Below are 21,753 nucleotides of genomic sequence, written 5' to 3' on the forward strand. Positions count from 1 at the left end.
TCGACGGTTCAAGGGCGGCGGTGCTGGAGTATGCGCAGGTGACAGCCGTGGCGGGAAGGCGCGGAGCGGTGAAGAAATGTCACAGCGGGATCGGGAATGCCCAATAGGCACCCCGAGGTTGTCACTACCGACGCTTTCCGCCGCTGAGCGAAGAGACACCCCCTGATCCCGACTGGTGGTCAACGGCGTGCGCGCAGCTGGGCCACGATCGACGGATCCGTGATCCGGGCGTCGTCGGCGAGCAGAAACGCCTTGCTGAGGATCAGCGCGAGCCGGTCGTCCTCGAAGGGCAGGAAGACCGGCTCGCGTGGTCCGCGCCGGGACGGCACGATGCAGAGGTAGGTATTTCCGGGCTCCATCAGGATGTTCGCGCTGCCCAGGTGGATCTTGTAGGTGGACAGCTGTCCCCGCACGACAAGGTAGCGCTCGGTCAGCTCGCATCGATCGGCGAGCTTCGTCCGCGGGATGATCCGCTCCAGCGCGCTCCGCCGGGTCTGTGCCGTCGCCGTCAGCTCGGCGTGGCTCGCCTGGCGCCAATAATCGACGTAGCGGTCGTCCCCGCGGTCCATCCAGTGGGGATCGGCGGCGATCGAGGTCAGGGAGACGAACAGGTCCACGTCGCGCATCGCCTCGCTGAAGACGATGGGCGGCACGTCCGCCAGCCGCGCTGTCCGCCAGGCGCCGCCGACCCGGCGGTCGAACCACACCCGGTCGGTGCTGGCGCACTCGACGCCCCCTGGTTGTTGGTCGCGGTAGTCATGCCGAAACCCGACCCGCCAGGCCCCGCCGGGCAGGACCCAGTACGCGTCGTCGGTGTCCCCGCCATCCCACGGACCGAGCCTCGAACACGTCCAGCGCCGGCCCTTCATCAGCGCGTACAGCTGCCGGTAGTGCACGATGTGCGCGGCGAACCGGTTGGAGTAGGTCTCGGTCTGCAGCTCGGCCGGCGTCAGCAGGTAGACCTCGCGGAACGCCTGCTTGAACGGTTGCCGCAGCTCGCGATCGGTGAGCTCATCGCGCCAGCCCCGGATCTCCTCGGCCGACGTGGTCAGCGGGTGCCACAGCCGGATTTCGGCGTCCGGCTCGGGCTCGGGCACGGCCGTCCCGCTCAGGTCCGCGAAGCCGTCGCCGGTGGGGAGCACCGCCCGCCATTCGCCGGACGCGTCCGGCACCTCCCAGATCAGGCGCCGCACCACGCTCCACCCGAGACCGTTCGCGGCCAACTCGTCCCGCCAGCGTCGGTAGGGCAGGGTGGTGCTGGCGGTGAAGCCAATTTCCAGCGACCGCGCCACCGTCGCGAGATGTCCCCGGGCCTGCTTCACCAGGTCCCGCAGTTCCTTCACGGTGTCGGCGTGGTCGCGCCGTACGGCTGCCGGGACGGTCGCCAGCGTCCTGCCGTCCGGCCGCCGCCAGGCCAGGTCGACGTCGTGGGACAGGGTGATGACCGCGTCGTACCCGCCGACGGTCACGGTGCGGACGCCCTCGGGCCCGAATCCGAGGTCGGGCAGTCGGAACGCCACGTCGGGCCGATCCCCCAGGGCCCGTTCGATTCGCCGCAGCTCGCGGTCGAGCTGTCTGTGTACGCCCTTGTGCCGGGCAGCGGCGCGCGCGGCACGCAGCGCGGCCAACGCCTCCGGCGTGGGAAAGTCCTCGACGGCGCGGGCCACCTCGTACAGCAGCGCCTGCGAGGGGGCCGTCTTCGCGGCGGTCGGCGCCACGGCGATGCCCAGCAGCAGCGGCGGCAGCAGCTCCGTCAGCCAGGGCTCGTCGCGCAGCAGGGCGACCCGCACCGCCCGGCCGAGCGCCCCCACCTCGTTCCTCTCGAACGCCGCGTCCGCCTGGTACGCGATCGCGCCGGACTGGATATCGGCGACCCGCCGGTGTGCCGCCCCGAGCGCCCGGTGCGCGAACGACGCGTACTCCGTCAGGTCGGCCAGTCGTTGCCACAGGTCCGGCAACGGCGGCGGCGAGTAGTACGAGCGCTCACCGCTCGCCTCGGCGAGCAGCGCCTGCGCGGTGCGGCCAAGCGCGGACACCACCGCGGCCTCGTCCCGGGCGATGGAATGCAACGACGACACGAACAGCTTCCTCTCGATGCTCGCGGTCAACCCGCCGCCGAGCCCGGCAAGGGCCATCAGCGCGTACGGATGATCAAGTCGGTAGCGGTCGCCGAGCACGGTGACCAGTTTCCTGGCCGATCGCGCCGCCTCCTCCGGCAACGGCCCCTCGCAGCGGAGCAGCGCGTTGACGGCCAGCACGGGATTCCCGTGGCACCACGGCTGCGCGAGCTCGTCCGCGAGCGCGGACAGCATGGCGGCACAGGACTCCGGGGTGAACGCCGGCTGTCGTTGCTGGCACGCCGCCGTGATGCCCAGCTTCACCCAGTGGGCGGGATCCACCGGCAGCAGGCGATAAGCGGCGGCCAACAGTACGCCGAGTTCCCGGTCGCTGAGCCGCGATGCGTCCACCACCCGGCCGGCGACCGGGTCGTCCGCCGCCGTTTCGGGGACGGTCACCACCCGCAGCAGGCTGGCGGCGTACGGCGACAGGGCCGCGTCGCGCAGCACGGCGGTCATCAACCACCGGCCAGGGGGACGAGCCTGAGGAACGTGACCTCGGTGCCCGTCCGAAGTTCGACCTGCGCATCGAGGTCCTCGACCTGCCGCTCGTCGACGAGCACGATGAAACCGTTGCGACCGAACGCCTGGACCGCGCGATCGTACTGGCGGTGCGGGTCGACCTGGCGATGCTCGTACCTCCGGGCGCCGTTGAGCCCACGCTCGGTCTCCGTCGGCTGCACCAGTCCCCGGAACTCGCCCGAACGCCGGGCGTTGTGCTCCGCAACCTCCTGGAACACACGGCGACGAATGACCTCGCGCAGCGGCAGCCGCTCCTCGAAGATCTCCAGGTGCCACGCGTCGGGCTCGCGACCGACGGTCGTTTCATCGACGATGCTTATCATCACCACGGCGGTCAGCCTGCCAGGCAGGGCCGACACTTCCCCGTCGCGCGGCCTGGCATCCCGTGCCCGCCCGGCCGGAGCGACCCATCCGCTGCGCAGATGCCGTCAGAGGCCGAACATTGGGCGGCAGGCTGCCATGCCGTCGACCCTTACTCCGGGCCGCTCCTGCTGAGTCCACCTCTGCCGGGTGAGCCGTAGGCGGTCGGACACGACGGCGTCGCCGCCGCGGGCGTCGACGGAGATGCCGTCGGCCTCGTAGCCGAGCTTGCGGGACACTCGTTGTGAGGCGTGGTTGTCCTGGAACACCTCGGTGAGCGCCGCACGCGCGTCGAGGTGGTCGAAGGCCAGCGTGAGCAGACCGACCCGAGCCTCGGTTCCGTAACCCTGGCCGTGGTGTTCGATCCCCAGCCACGAGGAGGTCGTGACCTCGCGGACAACCACAAAATCGCGTGCGCGAAGGGTGACCGCGCCGAGTGGGTCCCCGTCGTGAAAGACCGCGAGTCCGAGGCTCCACGCCGCCACACTCCACCCTGCCAGCTGGCCCCAGTGTCCCTGCAGGACGAACCGCGCCCGATCCTCGGGACTGCCGTCGGTCCACGGGGTCAGGAACGGACGCTCGTCTGCCCGGTGCACGCCGTCGGCTGCCAGCTGAGCGAGTGCCGCGAGTTCCTCCTCGTGGGGCAGGCGGAGTTCGAGTCGTGGTGTGACGATGGTCAGGCCGTATTGGGGCCACAGGTCAGCAAGCACGAGCCCGATCATGACGACTGGGCCGGCGCCACGCTACCGAGTTGCCGAGATGTGCGCTGTCATCGGCAGAGTCTTGCGCACTAACTCTATCTAGGTAGATATTAGCCTCATGGCACGTGCGAGACGCCCCTCCCCGCAGACCGCGGCCGTGCTCACCGCCCTCGCCGAGAAGGGCCCGGGCTGGAGCCACGGCTACGACCTGTGCCGCGCCCTCGACCTGAAGGCAGGCACGGTTTACCCGATCCTCATCCGCCTCACCGAGCGCGGGCAGGTGGAGACCTCCTGGGAGGCCGACCCGCCGCGCGGGCGGCCGGCCCGGCATCTGTACCGGCTCACCACCGCGGGCGCCGAGCTCGCGCGCACCGTTGCCGCGTCGGCGCGTGCCGGCGAAGCCGCACCCGCCCCACGCGCGGCCCGGCTCGCGCCCACGACCATCTGACCGCGACCGCTCGACCCCGGCCGCCCTGCCGTTCGGAGGCCCTCGATGCCGGAATTCCTCCTCCTGGTGGTGCTCGCACCGGCGCCCCTGCTCGCGATCGTGGTGCTCGCGGTCCGACTGCCGGACGCCCAAAACGGTTCGGGCACGCTCGCCGCCCGCACCCGCGCCGCGTGGCGGCACGGCACCAGACGCCCCGTGTGGCCGGGACTGATCGCTGTCGCGGTCGGAGCCGCGCTGCTCACCGTCGGCCTGGAGCGCGCGTACCTCGCCACCGTCACGAACGGCCCGCGCTGGGGCTTCGACATGGTGCTGCTCACCGTCGTGCTCGGACTGCTCGCGGTGGTCGGGTGCGCCGTGCTCGCCGGCCTGGCCGCGGCCGCCGTCTCCCGGGCCCGCGGATTCGGGGCCGGAACTGTCGCCGGGCTGCTGGCCCTCGTCGCCGTCGCCGCCGGCACCGTGTCCGCGCACCTGCCGCTGCGCGCCACCTACCTGGCGGAGCCCGAAAGGTTCCCCGTCGTCATGAACCTCGGCGACGGCGACCTGCTGGCACCATTCGAGGTCTTCCTCGCCGCGCTGATCTGGGCCCTGCCGTGGCCCGTCCTCGGAGCCACGCTCGGCGCCCGCACCGAGACCGCGGGCCGTCGGCACACGGTACGCGACGTCTGGCAGCTCCTGCTCGACCTGGCCACCACCGACCTGCCCGAGAACCGGTCCGCGTGGGGTGCCGCGCTGCGGGCCGAGCTCGCGGCGATCGAGCCGCCGGCCGAGCGCCGCAGGTTCGCCCTCGGCGGAGCGTGGGCCGTACTGCGGTCCGGGCCGCCGCGCGGCGCGTGGGTGCTGGCCGCTGGGGTGGCAGTCGCCGTGGCGGGTGGGTCGTTCGCCGCCTCGCGCTGGTCACTGGCGCACGATCAGGGCGGTGTGCTCAGCTTCTGGATGGCCGTCCCGAGCGTCCTGCTGCTCGCCGTCGCGCTCGCCACGGCCTGGCGCACCCGATCCTTCGGATCAGGGCTGCGTGCCGGAGCCCTGGCCGGGCTCGCCGCCCTTGTGGCGGTGCTCGCCGTCGGCATTCCCGAGGCCGCGGTCTGGGCGCACCAACAGGCCGGCTACCTGAGCACCGGCGACGCCGTGCCGCCGACGTGGCAATCGGCGGTCCGCGACGTGCTGCGTCCGGAGTTCCTCGTCGGCATGATCGTCTTTTGGACTACGGGTGCGGCCGGCGGCGCGGCACTCGGCGCGGCTCTCGGACGCCTGCACGGCGGCACCCCCGACGACCCCGCCACCACCGCGGCAAGCTGAGCTGGTCCGCCAGTCGTTGTCCCCGCAATGACCGCCCGCGGTCACCCGGTGCACCGGTCCGTCGCCGTCCTCGTCGAGTAGCAGCGGCACACGGTCATGTCCGTCATCGCGCCGACACGTCGACGGCCGCGGCGCCGACGATGGTCTTGTCCTCGTCCTTCTGAACGTAGCCGACCACCGAGGCGTGTCGCGGATCGAGCTGCGGCGGCATCTCGAGTTCGACCCGCCCACGCCCGAAATCCAGCTTCCCGGACGTGAAGGCGCGTACCACGCCGTCCTGCCGCAGCCTCCGCCCGGCGTTCTCTCCCCGGGGGACGTCGTTCTCCAGGCCGCGTTCCACGACTGCCACATTCAACACTGCCCGCTCCGGCAGCCGCTCGGCCTGGTAGTTCACCACCACCCGGCGCCTGCCGTCCGTGCCCTCGGCCACGTCCTCCACGGACAGCCCGAGCGGCGTCGCGGCTTCCTCGGTGAGGGCGGACGCGATCGCCGATGACGCCTGCCGGCGGTCGGAACCGACGAACTCGACAGTGCCGTTGACGATCATCTGCGGCGTGTACAACCCCCCGGAGCGGAAGGCCCGCGCGTATGCCTCCTGCCGGAGGGTGTGCGCCGCGTCGCCGTACGGGTCGACCCAGCCCAGGTGGTCCCAGTAGTCGACGTGGAAACCGAGCGCGTAGACGGGCTGCCCTCGCTCCCGCGCGTCGCGATCGATCTCGGACAGCAGCTCCTCGGCGGGAGGACAGCTGTTGCACCCCTGGGAGGTGAACATCTCCACGACAGCGAAGCCGCCGCCGGCCGGCGGCTGGGCCGTACCAGACCGGGTGCCCGGTGTGTCCGTCATGGCGCATCTCCTCGGTCGGTCCTGCTGGCGGCCCTGACCTTCCCGTTCCACCCGCGACCATGCCCCAGCTGCTCAGGGCCGGGCGGCACCCACCGCGTTTCTCCTGGTGGCAACGCCCCTGCTCGAGTGGAATGTCCGCAACTCACCCTGATGACGTAGATCGACGCAGACCCGCGTCGGTGTCAGTCGGTCCGGCGGGTGCGCGGCGTCAGGGTCGGGGCTTCTCCCTGGGCGTCGGTTTGGCCGTGCTCAACGCGGTGGCCGCGGTAGCGGTCCGATCGGAGCGAGTCACGAGTTCTCCCTCGGGGTGTCGAAGAGGCGCTTCAGCCGTGCGGTGTGCTGCGGCAGGCTGCGCAGCCGGGCAAGGAGCAAGGATTCCGCGAGTTCGTCCAGAGCCGCGTCGATGACGGCCAGGTCGTTCGGACGCAATGACGGGACCTTGCGGGCCAGCCTGCGCAGCTCCGCTTCGATGACGGCCCGGCTGTAGTTGCGCACTTGCGCGACCAGATTCGAGGTGGGGCCGTCTGGGCACGGGGCCGAGCGACGAGCAGCCAACGGCGGGTCAGTGGACATGGCTTCGACCCCTGGCCGTACCGGTCTCGTGGGCGGTGTGCGAGCCGTCGAAGGGCGTGGTGACACCGTCGTAGCAGAGCCGCAGCATCATCCCCTGATGGGCGTGAGGCAGGTTGTGGCAGTGGTTCATCCAGATCCCGGGATTCGTGGCCCTGAACGCGACCTCCCACACCTCGCCCGGACGGACATCGAACGTGTCCATCCACAACGGGCTGCCGGACCGCGGCGTGCTGTTCCTGGACAGGATCAGCACGGGGTGGCCGTGCAGATGCCAGGGGTGGGTTTCCAGGCTCCGGTTGACCACGGTGAACCGGACGAGATCGCCCTCGGCGACCAGCTGATCCGGGATCGACGGGTGGCCACGGCCGTTGACCGTCTGGGCGTACGCCGGCCGGCCGTCGAGCATGGCCACACCACGGTCCAGCACCATGGTGAAGTGCCGGTCGGAGCGGCTGCCGGCATCGAACGGCACGGCGGCCGGCGTTCCGTAGCGCAGCAGGTCGAGCTCGGGCCAGCCGGAAGTGTCCTCGACCACCGGGTCCGCACCGGCGGTGCCGTCGTGGTCCTCCGGGTGCAGCCGGAGGCCGCCGGTGTGATCGTTGTCGAGGACGAGCGCCACCGGAGTGTCTGGCATGACGAAGACCAGGTCGTACCGTCCACCCCCGGGCAGGCGCAGTCCGGCGTCGCTGACCTCGCCGGGTTTGTTGAGGTCCCGCCCGTCGACGGCCGTCACCCGGAACGACGTCCCGGCGAGCGCGAATCGGTGTGGATCCGAGTCGGTGTTGATCAGCCGCAACCGCACCCTGGTGCCGGGCGGCGCGGTGTGGTCGGCGCGCCCGTCCTGGTCGGCGATCACGACAACGCCGTCGAATGTGTGCACCGGCAGAGTCAGATCCAGTTGCCCTGTGGAAGCGTCGGCGTGGTCCACCTGCTGTCCGCGTGGCGTCACGACGAGGGTCCCGTACAGCCCCCGGCGCACCCCGCGGTGGGACGCCTGGTGGGTGTGGTACCAGTAGGTTCCCACCTGTTCGGCGCGGAACCGATAGACGAACTCTCCGCCGGGTGCCACCACGTCCTGGGTCACGCCCGGTGCGCCGTCCTCACCGCACGGCACGTCGTAGCCGTGCCAGTGCAGGGTCACTCCATCATCGATGTCGGTGTTGCGCAGCGTCACCTCGATCAGATCGCCCACGGTGGCGGTGATCGCCGGACCGGGGGCCTGGCCGTTGAAGGTCCAGGCCTGGATCTCGCGTCCGGACGGGAGCCGGACGGTGGCGGTCTGCGCGGTGAGTACGTACTGCCGCCTCGTGCCGCCCGGTGCCGGTGCGCCGGATCCCCGCAGGTCGGCCACTGACACGGCCGGTCCCGGGCTGGACGACCGCCCGGGACCACCTCCGGTGGCGGTGGATTCAGTCGGCGTGAACAGCAGGCCGACCCCGGTTGTGCCGGTACTAGCCATGACTGCTCCACCCGCCAGGCCCATGAACCGGCGGCGCGAGAACCCGGGCTGTCGGTGCGGTGCCTGTGTCGGCGCGATGTCGGCGTCGTCGGTGGTGTCGACCGGCGCCGCTACGACGCGCGCGGTCAGGAGTGCGCCCGCGCAGACGAAGGAGCAGGCGATCAATGCGGCGCTCCAGGTCAGGGGGTAACCGACCAGGAAGGTCACCACGAGCCCGGCGAGGGCTGCGTATCCGGCGGTGAGCAGCAAGACCACGCTGCTTGCCGGTATCCCGACTTTCGGCGTGCGCCTCGCCGCGAACAGCCGCGGGCCGGCGATCAGGGCGGCGGCCAACCCGGCGGCTCCCAGCATCGGCAGGCCCAACAGCACCTTCTCCTGCACGAACCACCAGCCCCGACCGGCCAGCACCGCCACCGTGGCCACCCGGGCAAGCGTCACGAGCACAGCCGCCGCAAGCAGGCCGAGCACGAGCCGGGCGCGCTGGGCGGCCGCGGTGGCGCCGGTCGCGGACCATGCGGCAACGCTGAGCAGCGCGACCACATGGTCCACGACGATCAACTGAGCCGTCGTCATGACGCCGGCTGGGCCGTTCCGGCTGCCGGTCCGGACACTCGCGCGTCGTCGCCCGCCCCGGCCCGCCGATGCGGAACCGCGGACCTCGACAGCACTCGCGCCTGCCGAGCGACAATCCCGGTCACGTGCAGGATGATCAGACCGTTGATCGCGTGTAGGCCGAAGATGAGTTGGCCGGCCGTCGTGCTGGTGTCGCCCGTGTCGTTGAACGCCCGGGCGAGCACCGCGATCACCACCTGGACAACGGTCAGCCCGGCGATCAGACTGGCCATCCCGATGAGCCGGCCGGGCATCCGGGCCAGCGCGGCGACGAGTGTCATCAGGACCGGCAAGAGGAAGATCACGTACCCCAACGCGCGATGCGGCCGGAAGGACTCGTCGTTGGGCGCGGTGCTGAACGCGCCGCTCGCGGCAAAGTAGAACTGCGCCACGATGACCAGCATGAGCAGGGCCGCAAGGCCGGCGAATAGTTTCCGCAACGTGTGCTCCTTAGGTTGGTTGGGTCACGACGGGTGATCCGGGCTTCGCCGGCCTCATCGGGACGGGACCGGTTCCGGGTCTGTGACGGGGCGCAGGAACGTGTCGGATGCTCCTTCGACGTGCAGCTGGGGCAAGCGCCGCTCCAGGACGCGAGGAAGCCACCAGTTGCTGCGCCCGAGCAGGTGCATGACCGCGGGCACGAGCAGCATCCGGATGACGGTCGCGTCCACCAGGATGGCCGCGACCATGCCCAGCCCGAAGACCTTGATGAAGACCTGGTCACTCGGGACGATCGACGCGAAGACCACGATCATGATGGCCGCAGCGGCGCTGATCACCCGTCCGGTGCTGGCCAGTCCGGTGACGATGGCCCGGCTGTTGTCCCGGGTACGCACCCACGACTCGCGCACCCGGCTGATCAGGAAGACCTCGTAGTCCATGGACAGGCCGAACAACAGCGCGAACATGATGACCGGGACGAACGCCGCCATCGGGGTGGCCGTGTCGATGCCGACCAGCCGACTGGCCCAGCCGCCCTCGAGGAAGAAGCCCACCACCCCGTACGCCGCCGCCACCGACAGCAGATTCATCACGGCAGCCGTGACCGCGATGACGACGCTACGGAAGGCCACCAGCAAGAGGAGCATCGACACGACGACGACGCCACCGATGAGCAGCGCGAGCCGGTTGGCGATCAGTGCGTTGACATCGATCGTCGCCGCGGTGGCGCCGCCGACGTGTACTTCGGTGCTGGTGCCCTTGGTCGCGGCCGGGATCACGTCGTCGCGCAGGGTCTGGACGAGGTCTTCGGTGGCGGCCTCCTGCGGTCCGGTGGTGGGCACGACGGTGATCAGCGCCGTGTCACCGGCGGGATTGAGCCGTGGCGGCGACACCGCGGCGACTCCCGCCGTGCGGCCGAGCTCGGCCTGTAGCCGCTGGAGGGCCACGTCGCCGTCGGCCGGCGACACCTCCGCCTCGACCAGCAGCGGCCCGTTCTCGCCGGGGCCGAACCCCTCGGCCAGCAGGTCGTACGCGTGCCGATTCGACGTGTCCTCGGGGTCGTTGCCCGCATCGGGGAGACCGAAGTGGACGCCGAGGAATGGCGCGGCCAGCACCAGCAGCAGAGCGACACCCGTCACGATGGCGAGCACGTTGTGCCGCTGCACCAGCCCGCTCCAGCGCGTCCAGCCGGCCGCCGGCACCAGGTGGCCGTCGGCGGAGAGCTGGGCGGCACGACGCCGTCCCAGCGGCACCCGGAGCCGGTCGATCCGCCGCCCCAGGTAACCCAGCAACGCGGGAAACAGGGTGAGGGCGGCGACCATCACCACCAGAGTCGCCAGCATGGTCACGACGGCGGTGCCGTTCATGATGGACAGGCCCACCACGAACAGCCCTGACATGCTCACCATGACCGTGCCACCGGCCACGAGGACCGCCCGGCCGGCGGTGTCGAGCGTCGCGACGGTCGCCGCTTCGGGGTCGAGTCCGACCGCCCGCCATTCGCGAAACCGGGTCACCAGCAGCAGCGCGTAGTCGATGCCCAGGGCGATGCCCAGCGTCATGCCGATGATGGGTGCGAAGTCGGGCACGTCCACCACGGCGGCCGCGATGCCGACCAGGCTGGCGCTTACCGCCAGCGCACCGATCGCCATGGCCAGTGGCAGCCCGGCCGCCACCAGCGACCCGAACATGATCAGCAGGATCACCGCGGCCGCCAGCAGCCCGATCAGCTCGGATCCCGACTGGGTCGCCTCGGCGACCTGCACGGCCCGTCCACCGAGCGCGATCTCCAGCCCGTCGCGCTCGGCCGCGTCGGCGGCGGCCAGCAGCCGTTCGGTGTCTTCGACCGGCATGTCGTTGGGGTTGGTGACATCGAGATAGACACGTGCGGCGAGCGTCCGGCCGTCCGGCGCGATGGTGCCTTTGGCGGAGTACGGATCCTCGACCGACGCGACGTGCGGCATGCGGCCCAGCTCACCGAGCAGCGCGCCGACGCCACGTCGTACCTCGGCGCTGGTGACGTCGTCCGCGCGCACCACCACCCGCACCGTTTCGCCGGACTGGGCCGGGAACCGCTCTGTCAACAGGCGCTGTGCCTGCTCGGAATCCGAGCCCGGCGCGGCGGAGGCGTTGACGGACTCGCCCCCGAAGGCCGCCGACAGCCCGAAGGCGATGACGAGGCCCACGGCCCAGGCGAGCAGCACTCTCCCCCGCCGGCGATAGGCCAGGCCCCCGAGTCTGCCCAGCGGTCCCGGCCGCGGTGTGTCCGGTGAGCGGTGGCGATTGTCGCTCGCGGCGGCCGTATCAGTCATTGGTTGGGTCACGGAAGCGATCGTCACGTCGCCGACCCGCGCGCGTCCTCGGGCAGCGGATGGCAGCTCCTACGCAGATTTACGTAAGCGGCCCGTACCTGATCGCGCCCGTCGTCGTAGCCGGTCACCCGCGCGCGGCCACTATCATCGCGGCATGAAACGCCGAGCGGTGCCGGTCCGCCTGCCTGTCCTGGCGCAGGACGTCCTGCTCGGGCTCTTCGTCGCCGTGATGCAGGTCCAGGGCACCGTCGCGAAACCCGCGGAGGTGGGATCGCGGCCGCTGACCGAGCTCGGACACCTGGGCTACGTCCTGCTGATCGTGAGTGGCCTGGTGCTGGCCGTCCGCCGCCGGTGGCCGGCGTTGGTGTTCAGCACGGCCGCTCTCGTCAGCCTGGTGTACTTCACCATCGGCTTCCCGGACGGGCCCGGATGGATCGGGCTCTTCGTCGCCCTCTACACGCTGACCGCCTACGGCGACGGGCGCAGGTCGCTGGTGATCGCCGGCGTGGGCATCGCCGTGCTGGCCACCGGCTGGCTCATCGCTGCGGCCGACATCGAGCCGGCGGCCGCCATCGGATGGGTGTTCTTCCGGATCGCGGCGTCGATCATGGCCGCTGCCCTGGGTGAGTCGGTCCGGTCTCGGCGGGTCATCGCGGCCGAAGCCCTGGAGCGTGCCCGACAGGCTGAACGGACCCGGGAGGAGGAAGCGCGTTCGCGGGTCGACGCCGAGCGGCTCCGGATCGCGCGTGAGGTCCACGACACCGTCGCTCACGCCATCGCGATCATCAACGTGCAGGCCGGCGTCACCGCGTACCTGCTCGACAAACGGCCGGAAGGGGCGCGCGAGGCGCTGGTGACCATCGAGCAGACGAGCGCCCAGGCGCTGCACGAGATGCGGGCAATCCTCGGGGTGCTTCGCGATTCGGACAACGGGCGAGTGCCGCACCCCGGCCTGGGCCAGATCAACGAGCTCACCGCGATGGCGCGCGAAGCCGGACTCGACATCAAGCTCGAGGTGAGTTCGTCGGCGGCGCCGTTGCCGAGCGCGGTGGACAACACCGCCTACCGGATCTTGCAAGAGTCGATCACCAACGTGATCCGCCACGTCGGCCCGACCCGGGTGACGGTCGCGCTCGAGTACGGCACCGAGATCTTGGAGGTCCGAGTGGCCGATGAGGGTGGCCGGGATGCCTCGGGTGATGTCGCCGCGGGTCCGGACGCGCCGGCCGTCACCGGCCGCGCGGCCGAGCCGGGCCGTGGGATCGTCGGAATGCGCGAACGCTGTGGGCTCCTGGGCGGAGAGCTGACCGCCGGGCCGCGGCCGCGCGGCGGGTTCGAGGTCACGGCGCGGCTGCCGCTGGTTCCGGCCGGAACGGTGCACCCATGAGCACGACGGCCACGTCGTCGTCCGGCAGTGCCCCCATCAAGGTGCTGCTCGCCGACGACCAGGTTCTGGTGCGCTCCGGGTTCAAGGGGCTGCTCGACGTCGAAGACGACATCACGGTGGTGGGCGAGGCCGCCAACGGCGCCGAGGCCGTGGAGCGGGCTCGGGCCACCCGGCCCGACGTCGTACTCATGGACATCCGCATGCCGGAGCTGGACGGGATCAAGGCCACCGGCCAGATCGCCAGGACGCGCGGTCTCGAGCAGGTCCGAGTCCTGATCCTGACCACGTACGACACCGAGGCGTACGTGTTCGAGGCGCTGGAGGCCGGCGCAAGCGGCTTCCTGCTCAAGGACGCCGGGCCGGCCGAGCTGTTGCATGCCATCCGGGTGGTCGCCGCTGGAGAGGCGTTGCTCGCGCCGCGGATCACCCGGCGCCTCATCGCCCAGTTCACCGCGGGACGGATCGCCACCCAGGCCGGGGAGGAACGGCTGGCGGTGCTGACGCAACGCGAGCGTGAGGTGCTGGCCCTGGTGGGACAGGGGCTGAGCAACGACGAGATCGGCACCGCGCTATTCCTCAGTCCGGCTACCGCCCGCACCCATGTCAGCCACGCGATGGCGAAGCTGGGTGCGCGTGACCGCGCGCAGCTGGTCGTGATCGCCTACCAGACCGGGTTGGTCAGCCCCCGGCCATGATCATGGGCGCTGGCGTGGCCGGCTCGATGCAGGGGTGGCCCGGTGGCGGTCGATTCGGCCCTCCGGTTGGCCGCCGTATCGTCTAGGGAGCCACCAATCGCCCGAGGAGCACCCATGGCCCCGCCCGTCGTCCACTCGCTGCCTCGGCAGATCCGCGAGTACATCGTCGAGGGGATCGTCAGCGGGCGCTGGAAGCCGGGCGAGCGGATCGTGGAGCGGCGGATCGCCGTGGAGCTGGAGGTCAGCCAGACGCCCATCCGGGAGGCGCTGCGCGAGTTGGAGGTGCTGCGGCTGATCGAGTCCGCGCCCAACAAGGGCGTCCGGGTACGAAATCTCTCCGCGGCCGATCTCGAGGAGATCTATCCCGTGCGGGCGGGCCTCGAGCAGATCGCCGCTTCGCTCGCCGCGCCGCGGCTGGGCGAGGACGTCTCCGTCCTGGAGCCGGCGGTCGCCGCGCTCTACGAGGCCGATAGCCGGAGTGACGCCGAGGCCCAGGTACGTCACACGGTCGCCTTCCATCGGGAGTTGGTGCGCGCATCCGGGAACAGTGTGCTGCTGCACACCTGGGAGTCGCTCGGTATCGAGGTGTGGACGACGCTCGCCATGCGGTGGCTGGGCACCCGCCAGCAGTCGTACGCGGAGGAGCACGAGGCCATCGTCGAGGCCTTTCGGCGACGCGATCCCCGCGTCGACGAGTTGGTCAAGGAGCATGTGCTCGGTTGTGCCCCCCAGGTCTGATTTCGCGACCTGGGATGCCTTCGTGGCCAGCGGAGACCTTGCTCACCGCCTTTTGATCGATCATCGATCAGACCTATAGTGGCGGTGGACCCCATCGGCCCCGAAGCGTCCCGGCCGGCAGGTCCCCTGTCTCACCGTCTCGACCTCCCGCCCCCGGACGAGAGGTCCGGAACCGTCGGAAGGCGGCCCACCATGACCGACATCGGGCGAAAGCAGTCAAGCGCACTCGATCAGATCCCGGACCGGGATCCCGAGGAGACCGCCGAGTGGGCCGCTTCTCTCGACGCCGTCACCGCGGCAGCCGGACCGCATCGCGCCTCGTACCTCCTGCGCCGCACCCTTGAACACGCCGAGGGCACCGGCCTCGTACTGCCGAAGCTGCTGGAGACCGAATACGTCAACACCATCCCGACCGCCGCCGAGCCGGACTTCCCCGGCGACGAGGAGATGGAACGGCGCATCACCGCCTGGAACCGCTGGAACGCCGCCGCGATGGTGACCCGCGGCAGCCGCTACGGCCTGGGCGGCCACATCGCCACCTTCGCCTCCGCCGCCTGGCTCTACGAGACCGGCTTCCAGCACTTCTTCCGCGGTAAGGAGGCCGACGGCTCCGGCGACCAGCTCTACATCCAGGGCCATGCCTCCCCCGGCATCTACGCCCGGGCCTTCCTGGACGGGCGGCTCACCGAGGGCCACCTCGACCGGTTCCGGCAGGAGGCGGGCGGCGATGGCCTCCCCTCCTACCCGCACCCGCGCCGGCTGCCGTGGCTCTGGGAGTTCCCCACCGTGTCGATGGGCCTGGGTCCGCTGTCGGCGATCTACCAGGCGCGGTTCAACCGCTATCTGCAGCACCGTGGCATCAAGGACACCTCCGCCTCGCGGGTGTGGGCGTTCCTCGGCGACGGCGAGATGGACGAGCCCGAGTCGACCGCCGCGCTCGCCCTCGCTGGTCGCGAAGGCCTGGACAACCTGACCTTCGTGATCAACTGCAACCTGCAGCGCCTCGATGGGCCGGTGCGCTCCAACTTCAAGATCGTCCAGGAGTTGGAGGCCCAGTTCCGCGCGGCGGGCTGGAACGTCGTCAAGTCGCTCTGGGGCTCGGCCTGGGACGACCTGTTCGCGCTCGACACCACAGGCGCGCTCGTACGCCGGCTGCGCGAAGTCCCCGACGGGCAGTTCCAGACATACGCGGCCCGGGATGTCGGCTACATCCGCGACCACTTCTTCGGCGCCGACCCGGCGCTCGTCGAGATGGCGAAGGTGCTGACCGACGCGAAGATCGCCGAGTGCTTCCACGCCTCGCGGGCGGGCCATGAACCTCGCAAGGTGTACGCCGCCTATCGGGCCGCGGTCGAACACCGGGGCGCGCCGACCGTGATCCTCGCCCAGACGGTCAAGGGTCACACGCTCGGCCCCGGCTTCGCCTCGCGCAACGCCAACCACCAGATGAAGAAGCTGACCGGCAACGAGTTCCGCGCGCTGCGCGACCTCCTCGAACTCCCGATCCCCGACAGCAAGCTCAACGATGAGTTGGTGCCGTATGTCCACCCCGGCACCGACTCGCCCGAGGTCCGTTACCTCCACGAGCGCCGGGCCGCGCTGGGCGGGCCCGCCCCTGCCCGCCGGGTCCACCCGGTGGTGCTGCCCGAGCCGCCCGCCAAGCCCTTCGAATCCCTGGCCAAGGGGTCCGGTAGTCAGGAAATCGCGACAACCATGGCCTTTGTCCGCCTGGTCAAGGATCTGATGCGGGATCAGGAGACCGGCAAGCGTTGGGTGCCGATCGTTCCCGATGAGGCGCGTACCTTCGGCATGGAGTCGCTCTTCCCCACCGCCGGGATCTACTCGCCGCACGGCCAGACCTACGACCCGGTCGACCGCGACACGCTCCTGTACTACAAGGAAGCCACGAACGGCCAGATCCTCCACGAGGGCATCACCGAGGCCGGTTCGATGGCCGACTTCACCGCCGCCGCCACGTCGTACGCCACCCACGGCGAGCCGATGATCCCCTTCTACATCTTCTACGCGATGTTCGGCTGGCAGCGGACGGCCGACCAGCTGTGGGCGCTCGCCGACCAACTCGGCCGCGGCTTCCTCGTCGGTGCCACCGCCGGCCGTACCACAATGACCGGCGAGGGCCTGCAGCACGCGGACGGCCATTCCCACCTGATCGCTGCCACCAATCCTGCGGCGATCGCCTACGACCCGGCCTTCGCATACGAGGTCGCCGTGATCGTCCGCGACGGTCTGCGCCGGATGTACGGGCCGAACGCGGAGAACGTCTTCTACTACCTCACGGTCTACAACGAGACGAAGGTCCAACCACCCATGCCGCCGGGCGCGGCCATCGAGGAGGGCATCCTCAAGGGCCTCTACCGGTTCCGGGAAGCCAATGCCCAGGAGTTGCCGGCGGATGCCCCGCGTCTGCAGCTGCTCGCCTCCGGCACCGCCATTCACTGGGCCCTGGAGGCCCAGCGGCTCCTCGCCAGCGACTGGAGCGTGGCGGCGGACGTGTGGTCCGCCACCTCCTGGAGCGAGCTGCGCCGCGACGCGCTGGACTGTGACGCTTTGCAGCTCAAGGGCGAGGACCGCATCCCCTACGTCACCCGGGTGCTGGACGGCGCCCCCGGCCCGGTGCTCGCCGTCAGCGACTGGATGCGGGCGGTCCCGGACCAGATCAGCCAGTGGGTGCCGCAGGACTGGCACTCGATCGGCACGGACGGCTTCGGCCTCTCCGACACCCGCGAGGCCGTCCGTCGCCACTTCGGGGTTGACCCGCAGTCGGTCGTGGTCGCGGCGCTCGCGGCCCTGGCCCGGCGCGGCGAGGTCAAACCCGAGACCGTTCAGGAGGCCCGCAAGCGCTACGGATTCGCCGACGACCACTAAGAGCGACCGTCAATAGGCGCGGATCGGTCCCGATCGGGCGACCAGGTCACCGTCGACGTCGACGCCCGGGAGCCCCGGTCGAGGACCTCCACCCGGCGATCGTCGCCGCCTGGACCGACAGCCAAGCGGGCGCCCTCGTATCGAGGGCGCCCGCTTCGCCGCGTGCACTAGGCCAGCGCCTTGACGGCCGAGCCCGCCGTGGCCCGCTCCCGCGCGACGCGGCGGCGCCGGGTCGGCATCCCGAGCGTCGGGTTCGCGACGCCCCAGGCGGCGCCCTTGCAGACCAGCTCCTTGTAGACGGCGGCGAGCCGTCCGGTCAGTGCCGCCCGGACGGTGCGGTCGTCGGCGGTGACGTACTGGATCACGCCTTCCTTGCGGCCCAGCGAGATGCACTGGTTGAAGTAGCGGATCGGCATGTTCGGGAGCTTCCCGCCGGTCAGGCGCGCGGCGATCGCGTCGGCGGCCTGCCACGCGGCCGGGGTGCCCGAGGCGCACGACATCCGCAGCGGCTTGTTGCCCGGTCCCATCGCGTAGGCCGCGTCGCCGACGGCGTACACATCGGGGTGCGAGACCGAGCGCATGGTCCCGTCGACCACGATCTGTCCGGCGCCGGTGACCTCCAGGGCGGTCGCTTCAGCGATCGGGTGGACCGCGAAGCCGGTGGTCCACACGGTGACCGCGGCCGGGATGGCCCTGCCGTCGGCGGTGGTGACGCGGTCGGCGTCGACGCCGGTGACGGCGGCGTGCTCGTGCACGGCGATGCCGAGCTTGTCGAAGACCTTCCGCAGGTGCCCGCGGCCCTTGGGCGAGAGCCAGTCGCCGAGGCCGCCGCGGGCGGCGAGGGCGACGTCGAGGTCCGGGCGGGCTTCGGCGATCTCGGTCGCGGCCTCCAGGCCGGTGAGGCCGCCGCCGACAACGGTCACGGTCTGCCCGGCCGCCAGGCGGGCCAGGCGCTCGCGCAGCCGGAGCGCCCCGGGGCGGCTGGCGATCTCATGGGCGTGCTCGGCGGTGCCGGGGACGCCTTGGGCGTTCCAGCCGCTACCGAGGGCGTACACGAGGGTGTCGTACTCCAGCTCCTCGGCGCCGTTCGCGTCGATGACGGCGACGGTCCTGCGGTCGACGTCGACGCCGGAGACCTTCGCGAGGTTCAGTTCGACGCCGGTGCCCGCGAACATCTCGCTGAAGGGCCGGGGCTTGAGCTCCTGGCCGACCGCCAGCTGGTGCATCCGGACCCGCTCCACGAAGTCGGGTTCGGCGTTGACGAGGGTGATGGCGACGTCCTCGCGGTGCAGCCGCTTGGCGAGGCGGCCGGCGGCGATGGCTCCGCTGTATCCGGCTCCGAGGACGATGATGCGGTGCTGCATTTCGGTGCTCCTGTCTGAGGCGGGCTCGCCACTTGAACCGGGCGGCCCGCCGTTTCCTGACAGGAGCGCGATGTGAAGCACCTCACACGAGGGTCAGAAGGCCTTGAACAGCGGTTCCCCGTGGTCGGAGGCCTTGAACCGCTCGGTCGCGCGCTCCAGCTTGTCGGGGTTGACCTGGTTGCGGAACGCGGCGATGCCCTCGGCGGTGACCTCCAGGCACATGACGCCGACGACCCGGCCGCCGACGACCGCCACGACGGCGGGGTCGCCGTTGGCGGTCCAGGCGTAGACCTCCGGCGTGCCGCCGACGATGGCGCGCTTGGCCTCGGCGGGTTTGAACAGGCCCCACAGGAACTTCGCGACCGCGAGGGCGCCCTCGAACGCCTTGGCGCGGGCCGGGACCTTCCCGCCGCCGTCGCCGATCGAGATCGCGTCCGCGGTGAGCAGCCGCACGAGCGGCTCGGTCTGGCCGCTGGTGGCGGCCGCGAGGAACTCCTCGACTATCCGCCGGGCGGCGGCCTCGTCGATCTCGGTGCGGGCCTTGCCGTCCGCGACGTGCTTCTTGGCGCGATGGAAGATCTGCTGGCTGGCGGCCTCGGTGATGTCGAGGATCTCGGCGATCTCCCGGTGCGGGTAGTCGAAGGCCTCCCGCAGCACGTACACCGCCCGCTCGTTGGGGGACAGGCGCTCCATGAGGGTGAGCACCGCGTACGAGACCGTTTCGCGCTGCTCGGCGGTGTCGGCCGGGCCAAGCATCGGGTCCCCGGCGAGCAGCGGCTCGGGAAGCCATGCGCCCACATAGGTCTCGCGCCGTGCCCGCGCGGAGGTGAGCTGGTTGAGGCACAGGTTGGTGAGCACCTTCGTGAGCCAGGCCTCCGGGACCTCGATGCGGTCGACGTCGGCGGCGTGCCAGCGCAGGAACGTCTCCTGCACGGCGTCCTCAGCCTCCCCGGCGGAGCCGAGGAGGCGGTAGGCGATGGCCTCCAGGCGGTGCCTGGAGGCCTCGAACCGGTCGACGTCGTTCGCGGTCAAGGGCATGGCCCCGATCCTAGGCGGGTGGGGTGGCAAACCGGCACGGACGTTTCCGATCATGGGAGATGCCCACCGACCATGTGGGCGACGAAGGAGGCGATCCGGCGGCTGCGCCGCATCCACCTCGACGGCGACGACCTCGTCGCCCGGCTGTACGGCAGCGGCGACTTCCGCGCCGCCGTCCATGCCTTCACCACCAAGCAGACGACGACGTGGACCGGACGGTGACCGCGATGCGAGGAAGCGAAGAAGTGCTGCTGCCGGCCCTGTCCGGGGCGTTCGGCGACGACCCCGAGGCGATCCGGGTCGGGGACCAGCAGGCGTCCCGGGAGGCGGTGCTCGCCGCCGCCACCGCCCTCGCCGGCCGCATCGCGGGCAGCGACGCGGTCGCGGTGTGGGCGACCGCCAGCATGGAAACCGTGGTGGCCGTCGTGGCCGGCCTGCTCGCCGGGGTCCCCGTCGTACCGGTGCCACCGGACTCCGGCCCCACCGAGCGGGACCACGTGCTGCGCGACTCCGCCGCCTCGCTGCTGCTCGTCTCCCCGACCAGTGCCGGCACCGCGCCGCTGGCCGACGTGCCGGTCCCCGTCATCGCGGTCGATCTGACTGCCCGCTCGTCGAGCAGCTGTCGGGAGCCCACGCCGGAGAGCACCGCACTGATCCTCTACACCTCGGGCACCACGGGCGCACCGAAGGGAGCGCTGATCCCGCGGCAGGCGATCGCCGCCGACCTGGACGCCCTCGCCGACGCCTGGTCGTGGACGACCGACGACCTGCTGGTGCACGGTCTCCCCCTGTTCCACGTGCACGGCCTCGTGCTCGGCGTGCTGGGCGCGCTCCGGGTCGGATCGCGGCTGGCCCACACCGGCCGACCCAAGCCGGACGCGTACGCCGCCGCCGGCGGCAGCCTGTACTTCGGCGTACCGACCGTGTGGTCACGGGTCTGCGCCGATCCGTCCGCCGCCCGAGCCCTGTCCTCGGCCCGGCTGCTGGTCTCCGGCAGCGCGCCGCTGCCGCTGCCCGTCTTCAAGCGGCTCGCCGAGCTCACCGGACAACCACCCGTCGAGCGGTACGGGATGACCGAAACGCTGATCACGGTCAGCAGTCGCGCCGACGGTGAGCGGCGGCCCGGGTTCGTCGGCACCCGACTCGCCGGGGTGGCGAGCAGACTGACGGATGGCACCGGATCATCGGACGCGCCTCGATCGACATGATCAAGAGCGGCGGGTACCGGATCGGCGCGGGCGAGGTGGAGAACGCGCTGCTCGCCCACCCCGCGGTACGGGAGGCCGCGGTGATCGGCGCGCCCCATCCCGACCTCGGGCAGCAGGTGGTCGCGTACGTGGTCGCCGACGCGGCCACCGAGGCGCAGCTCATCGAGTTCGTGGCCGCCCGGATCTCCGCGCACAAGCGGCCGCGGCAGATCCACCTCGTCGAGCAGCTCCCTCGCAACGCGATGGGCAAGGTGCAGAAGCAGCTGCTCGCCGGCGGGTGAAACTCAGCCGGCCACGGCCATCGAGATGTGCGCCCAGGTCTGGTGAAGCAGGACGCTGCACGACTCTGACCTCCGGAAACGAGCAGCCGCAGGTGGGCGCGGGTGCCGTTGGTCGCAGTTCAACGCCGTTCAGTGCACCCGACTGCTCCCCACGTACTCCCGATCCCCCGGCGCGGGACGCGGCGTCACCCGGCGCCTTGGCGCTTCGCTTCGGCACGGCTCGAAGGAACAGCACGAGGCTGACGTCTACTCAGCGTGACGGGTGCGCTGAGACACCGCGCGCACGGTCGGCGGCTGATGTGCGGATGCCAGGCTACGGGGCTGCTCCTGCGGCCGCGAGGGGTGGATTGGCACTCGAACTTGGTGACCTTCCACCCTAGTACGGCAGCCGCCGTTCGGGATCATGGTTGAAGTTCGAGGTTGAGCCGTCGGGTGTAGTGGGCTCGTCGAGCTCGGGCTTGGTGGCGCCGC

At 71.1% G+C, this 21,753-nt stretch carries 17 protein-coding genes and 1 pseudogene; 8 read left to right on the top strand and 10 right to left on the bottom strand.

Annotation, left to right across the window (positions count from 1 at the left end; translation table 11 throughout):
* Window positions 1-179: 179 nt before the first annotated feature.
* From ACFYOS_RS31575 to ACFYOS_RS31585, 3 genes are all read right to left on the bottom strand, one after another.
* Window positions 180-2,576 (bottom strand): DUF4132 domain-containing protein, encoded by a 2,397-nt coding sequence (locus ACFYOS_RS31575; protein ID WP_387149420.1) that lies wholly within the window; start codon window positions 2,574-2,576, stop codon window positions 180-182.
* Complete coding sequence (locus ACFYOS_RS31580; protein ID WP_387149423.1) at window positions 2,576-2,962, bottom strand: hypothetical protein; 387 nt, start codon at window positions 2,960-2,962, stop codon at window positions 2,576-2,578. Before ACFYOS_RS31580 ends, ACFYOS_RS31575 begins: the two co-directional genes overlap by 1 nt.
* Window positions 2,963-3,067: 105 nt before the next feature.
* Window positions 3,068-3,721 carry a GNAT family N-acetyltransferase gene (locus tag ACFYOS_RS31585; protein ID WP_387149426.1) on the bottom strand — a complete coding sequence of 218 codons (654 nt, stop codon included), beginning with the start codon at window positions 3,719-3,721 and terminating at the stop codon, window positions 3,068-3,070.
* 97 nt (window positions 3,722-3,818) lie between these two features.
* Here ACFYOS_RS31585 and ACFYOS_RS31590 point away from each other — a divergent pair, with 97 nt between their 5' ends.
* Complete coding sequence (locus ACFYOS_RS31590) at window positions 3,819-4,148, top strand: PadR family transcriptional regulator (protein WP_387149429.1); 330 nt, start codon at window positions 3,819-3,821, stop codon at window positions 4,146-4,148.
* 45 nt (window positions 4,149-4,193) lie between these two features.
* The gene (locus ACFYOS_RS31595) at window positions 4,194-5,444 is read left to right on the top strand and encodes a hypothetical protein (RefSeq protein ID WP_387149432.1); all 1,251 of its coding nucleotides are present in this window, start codon (window positions 4,194-4,196) and stop codon (window positions 5,442-5,444) included.
* A gap of 103 nt (window positions 5,445-5,547) precedes the next feature.
* On the opposite strand, the gene ACFYOS_RS31600 is transcribed toward ACFYOS_RS31595, so the two are convergent.
* The 5 genes from ACFYOS_RS31600 to ACFYOS_RS31620 form a co-directional block, all read right to left on the bottom strand.
* Entirely contained in the window at window positions 5,548-6,288 is a 741-nt protein-coding gene (locus ACFYOS_RS31600) for a DUF1223 domain-containing protein (protein ID WP_387149435.1), read from the bottom strand.
* A 288-nt stretch (window positions 6,289-6,576) separates the two neighbouring features.
* Entirely contained in the window at window positions 6,577-6,783 is a 207-nt protein-coding gene (locus tag ACFYOS_RS31605) for a hypothetical protein (RefSeq protein WP_387149438.1), read from the bottom strand.
* Between the two features lie 67 nt (window positions 6,784-6,850).
* Window positions 6,851-8,893: a multicopper oxidase domain-containing protein gene (locus tag ACFYOS_RS31610; protein WP_387149441.1), complete on the bottom strand. Its 2,043-nt coding sequence runs from the start codon at window positions 8,891-8,893 to the stop codon at window positions 6,851-6,853.
* Window positions 8,890-9,372, bottom strand: coding sequence for a DUF6220 domain-containing protein (locus tag ACFYOS_RS31615; RefSeq protein WP_387149444.1), 483 nt, complete (start codon window positions 9,370-9,372; stop codon window positions 8,890-8,892). The genes ACFYOS_RS31610 and ACFYOS_RS31615 overlap by 4 nt, the downstream gene beginning before the upstream one ends.
* 54 nt (window positions 9,373-9,426) lie before the next feature.
* Window positions 9,427-11,577: an MMPL family transporter gene (locus ACFYOS_RS31620; protein WP_387149447.1), complete on the bottom strand. Its 2,151-nt coding sequence runs from the start codon at window positions 11,575-11,577 to the stop codon at window positions 9,427-9,429.
* A gap of 79 nt (window positions 11,578-11,656) precedes the next feature.
* On the opposite strand from ACFYOS_RS31620, the gene ACFYOS_RS31625 reads away from it, so the two are divergent.
* The 4 genes from ACFYOS_RS31625 to aceE all read left to right on the top strand — a co-directional run bounded on the left by ACFYOS_RS31625 (window position 11,657) and on the right by aceE (window position 17,391).
* On the top strand, window positions 11,657-13,072 hold the full coding sequence (locus ACFYOS_RS31625; RefSeq protein ID WP_387149450.1) for a sensor histidine kinase: 1,416 nt from the start codon (window positions 11,657-11,659) through the stop codon (window positions 13,070-13,072).
* Complete coding sequence (locus tag ACFYOS_RS31630; RefSeq protein ID WP_387149453.1) at window positions 13,069-13,767, top strand: response regulator; 699 nt, start codon at window positions 13,069-13,071, stop codon at window positions 13,765-13,767. Before ACFYOS_RS31625 ends, ACFYOS_RS31630 begins: the two co-directional genes overlap by 4 nt.
* A 114-nt stretch (window positions 13,768-13,881) precedes the next feature.
* Window positions 13,882-14,505 (top strand): GntR family transcriptional regulator, encoded by a 624-nt coding sequence (locus tag ACFYOS_RS31635; protein ID WP_387149456.1) that lies wholly within the window; start codon window positions 13,882-13,884, stop codon window positions 14,503-14,505.
* Window positions 14,506-14,697: 192 nt separating this feature from the next.
* A complete protein-coding gene (gene aceE / locus ACFYOS_RS31640) occupies window positions 14,698-17,391 on the top strand; it encodes a pyruvate dehydrogenase (acetyl-transferring), homodimeric type (RefSeq protein WP_387149459.1) in 2,694 nt (897 codons plus the stop codon).
* Window positions 17,392-17,558: 167 nt separating this feature from the next.
* On the opposite strand, the gene ACFYOS_RS31645 is transcribed toward aceE, so the two are convergent.
* Together ACFYOS_RS31645 and sigJ are read right to left on the bottom strand one after the other, a co-directional pair.
* On the bottom strand, window positions 17,559-18,755 hold the full coding sequence (locus ACFYOS_RS31645; RefSeq protein ID WP_387149462.1) for an NAD(P)/FAD-dependent oxidoreductase: 1,197 nt from the start codon (window positions 18,753-18,755) through the stop codon (window positions 17,559-17,561).
* A gap of 93 nt (window positions 18,756-18,848) precedes the next feature.
* Entirely contained in the window at window positions 18,849-19,793 is a 945-nt protein-coding gene (sigJ, locus tag ACFYOS_RS31650) for an RNA polymerase sigma factor SigJ (RefSeq protein ID WP_387149465.1), read from the bottom strand.
* A 72-nt stretch (window positions 19,794-19,865) separates the two neighbouring features.
* Between sigJ and ACFYOS_RS31655 the strand changes: the two genes are divergently transcribed.
* A complete protein-coding gene (locus ACFYOS_RS31655) occupies window positions 19,866-20,015 on the top strand; it encodes a hypothetical protein (RefSeq protein ID WP_387149468.1) in 150 nt (49 codons plus the stop codon).
* Between the two features lie 5 nt (window positions 20,016-20,020).
* Window positions 20,021-21,282: pseudogene (locus ACFYOS_RS31660) on the top strand (AMP-binding protein).
* Window positions 21,283-21,753 lie beyond the last annotated feature (471 nt).

This window comes from Micromonospora sp. NPDC005806 (assembly GCF_042871425.1).
In the GTDB taxonomy this organism is placed as follows: Bacteria; Actinomycetota; Actinomycetes; order Mycobacteriales; family Micromonosporaceae; genus Micromonospora.

Coding starts and splice junctions, on each gene's coding strand:
- ACFYOS_RS31655 (WP_387149468.1), top strand. CDS start 19,866: ATGTGGGCGACGAAGGAGGCGATCCGGCGGCTGCGCCGCATCCACCTC.
- ACFYOS_RS31610 (WP_387149441.1), bottom strand. CDS start 8,893: ATGACGACGGCTCAGTTGATCGTCGTGGACCATGTGGTCGCGCTGCTC.
- ACFYOS_RS31590 (WP_387149429.1), top strand. CDS start 3,819: ATGGCACGTGCGAGACGCCCCTCCCCGCAGACCGCGGCCGTGCTCACC.
- ACFYOS_RS31580 (WP_387149423.1), bottom strand. CDS start 2,962: ATGATAAGCATCGTCGATGAAACGACCGTCGGTCGCGAGCCCGACGCG.
- ACFYOS_RS31575 (WP_387149420.1), bottom strand. CDS start 2,576: ATGACCGCCGTGCTGCGCGACGCGGCCCTGTCGCCGTACGCCGCCAGC.
- aceE (WP_387149459.1), top strand. CDS start 14,698: ATGACCGACATCGGGCGAAAGCAGTCAAGCGCACTCGATCAGATCCCG.
- ACFYOS_RS31630 (WP_387149453.1), top strand. CDS start 13,069: ATGAGCACGACGGCCACGTCGTCGTCCGGCAGTGCCCCCATCAAGGTG.
- ACFYOS_RS31595 (WP_387149432.1), top strand. CDS start 4,194: ATGCCGGAATTCCTCCTCCTGGTGGTGCTCGCACCGGCGCCCCTGCTC.
- ACFYOS_RS31585 (WP_387149426.1), bottom strand. CDS start 3,721: ATGATCGGGCTCGTGCTTGCTGACCTGTGGCCCCAATACGGCCTGACC.
- ACFYOS_RS31635 (WP_387149456.1), top strand. CDS start 13,882: ATGGCCCCGCCCGTCGTCCACTCGCTGCCTCGGCAGATCCGCGAGTAC.
- sigJ (WP_387149465.1), bottom strand. CDS start 19,793: ATGCCCTTGACCGCGAACGACGTCGACCGGTTCGAGGCCTCCAGGCAC.
- ACFYOS_RS31645 (WP_387149462.1), bottom strand. CDS start 18,755: ATGCAGCACCGCATCATCGTCCTCGGAGCCGGATACAGCGGAGCCATC.
- ACFYOS_RS31600 (WP_387149435.1), bottom strand. CDS start 6,288: ATGACGGACACACCGGGCACCCGGTCTGGTACGGCCCAGCCGCCGGCC.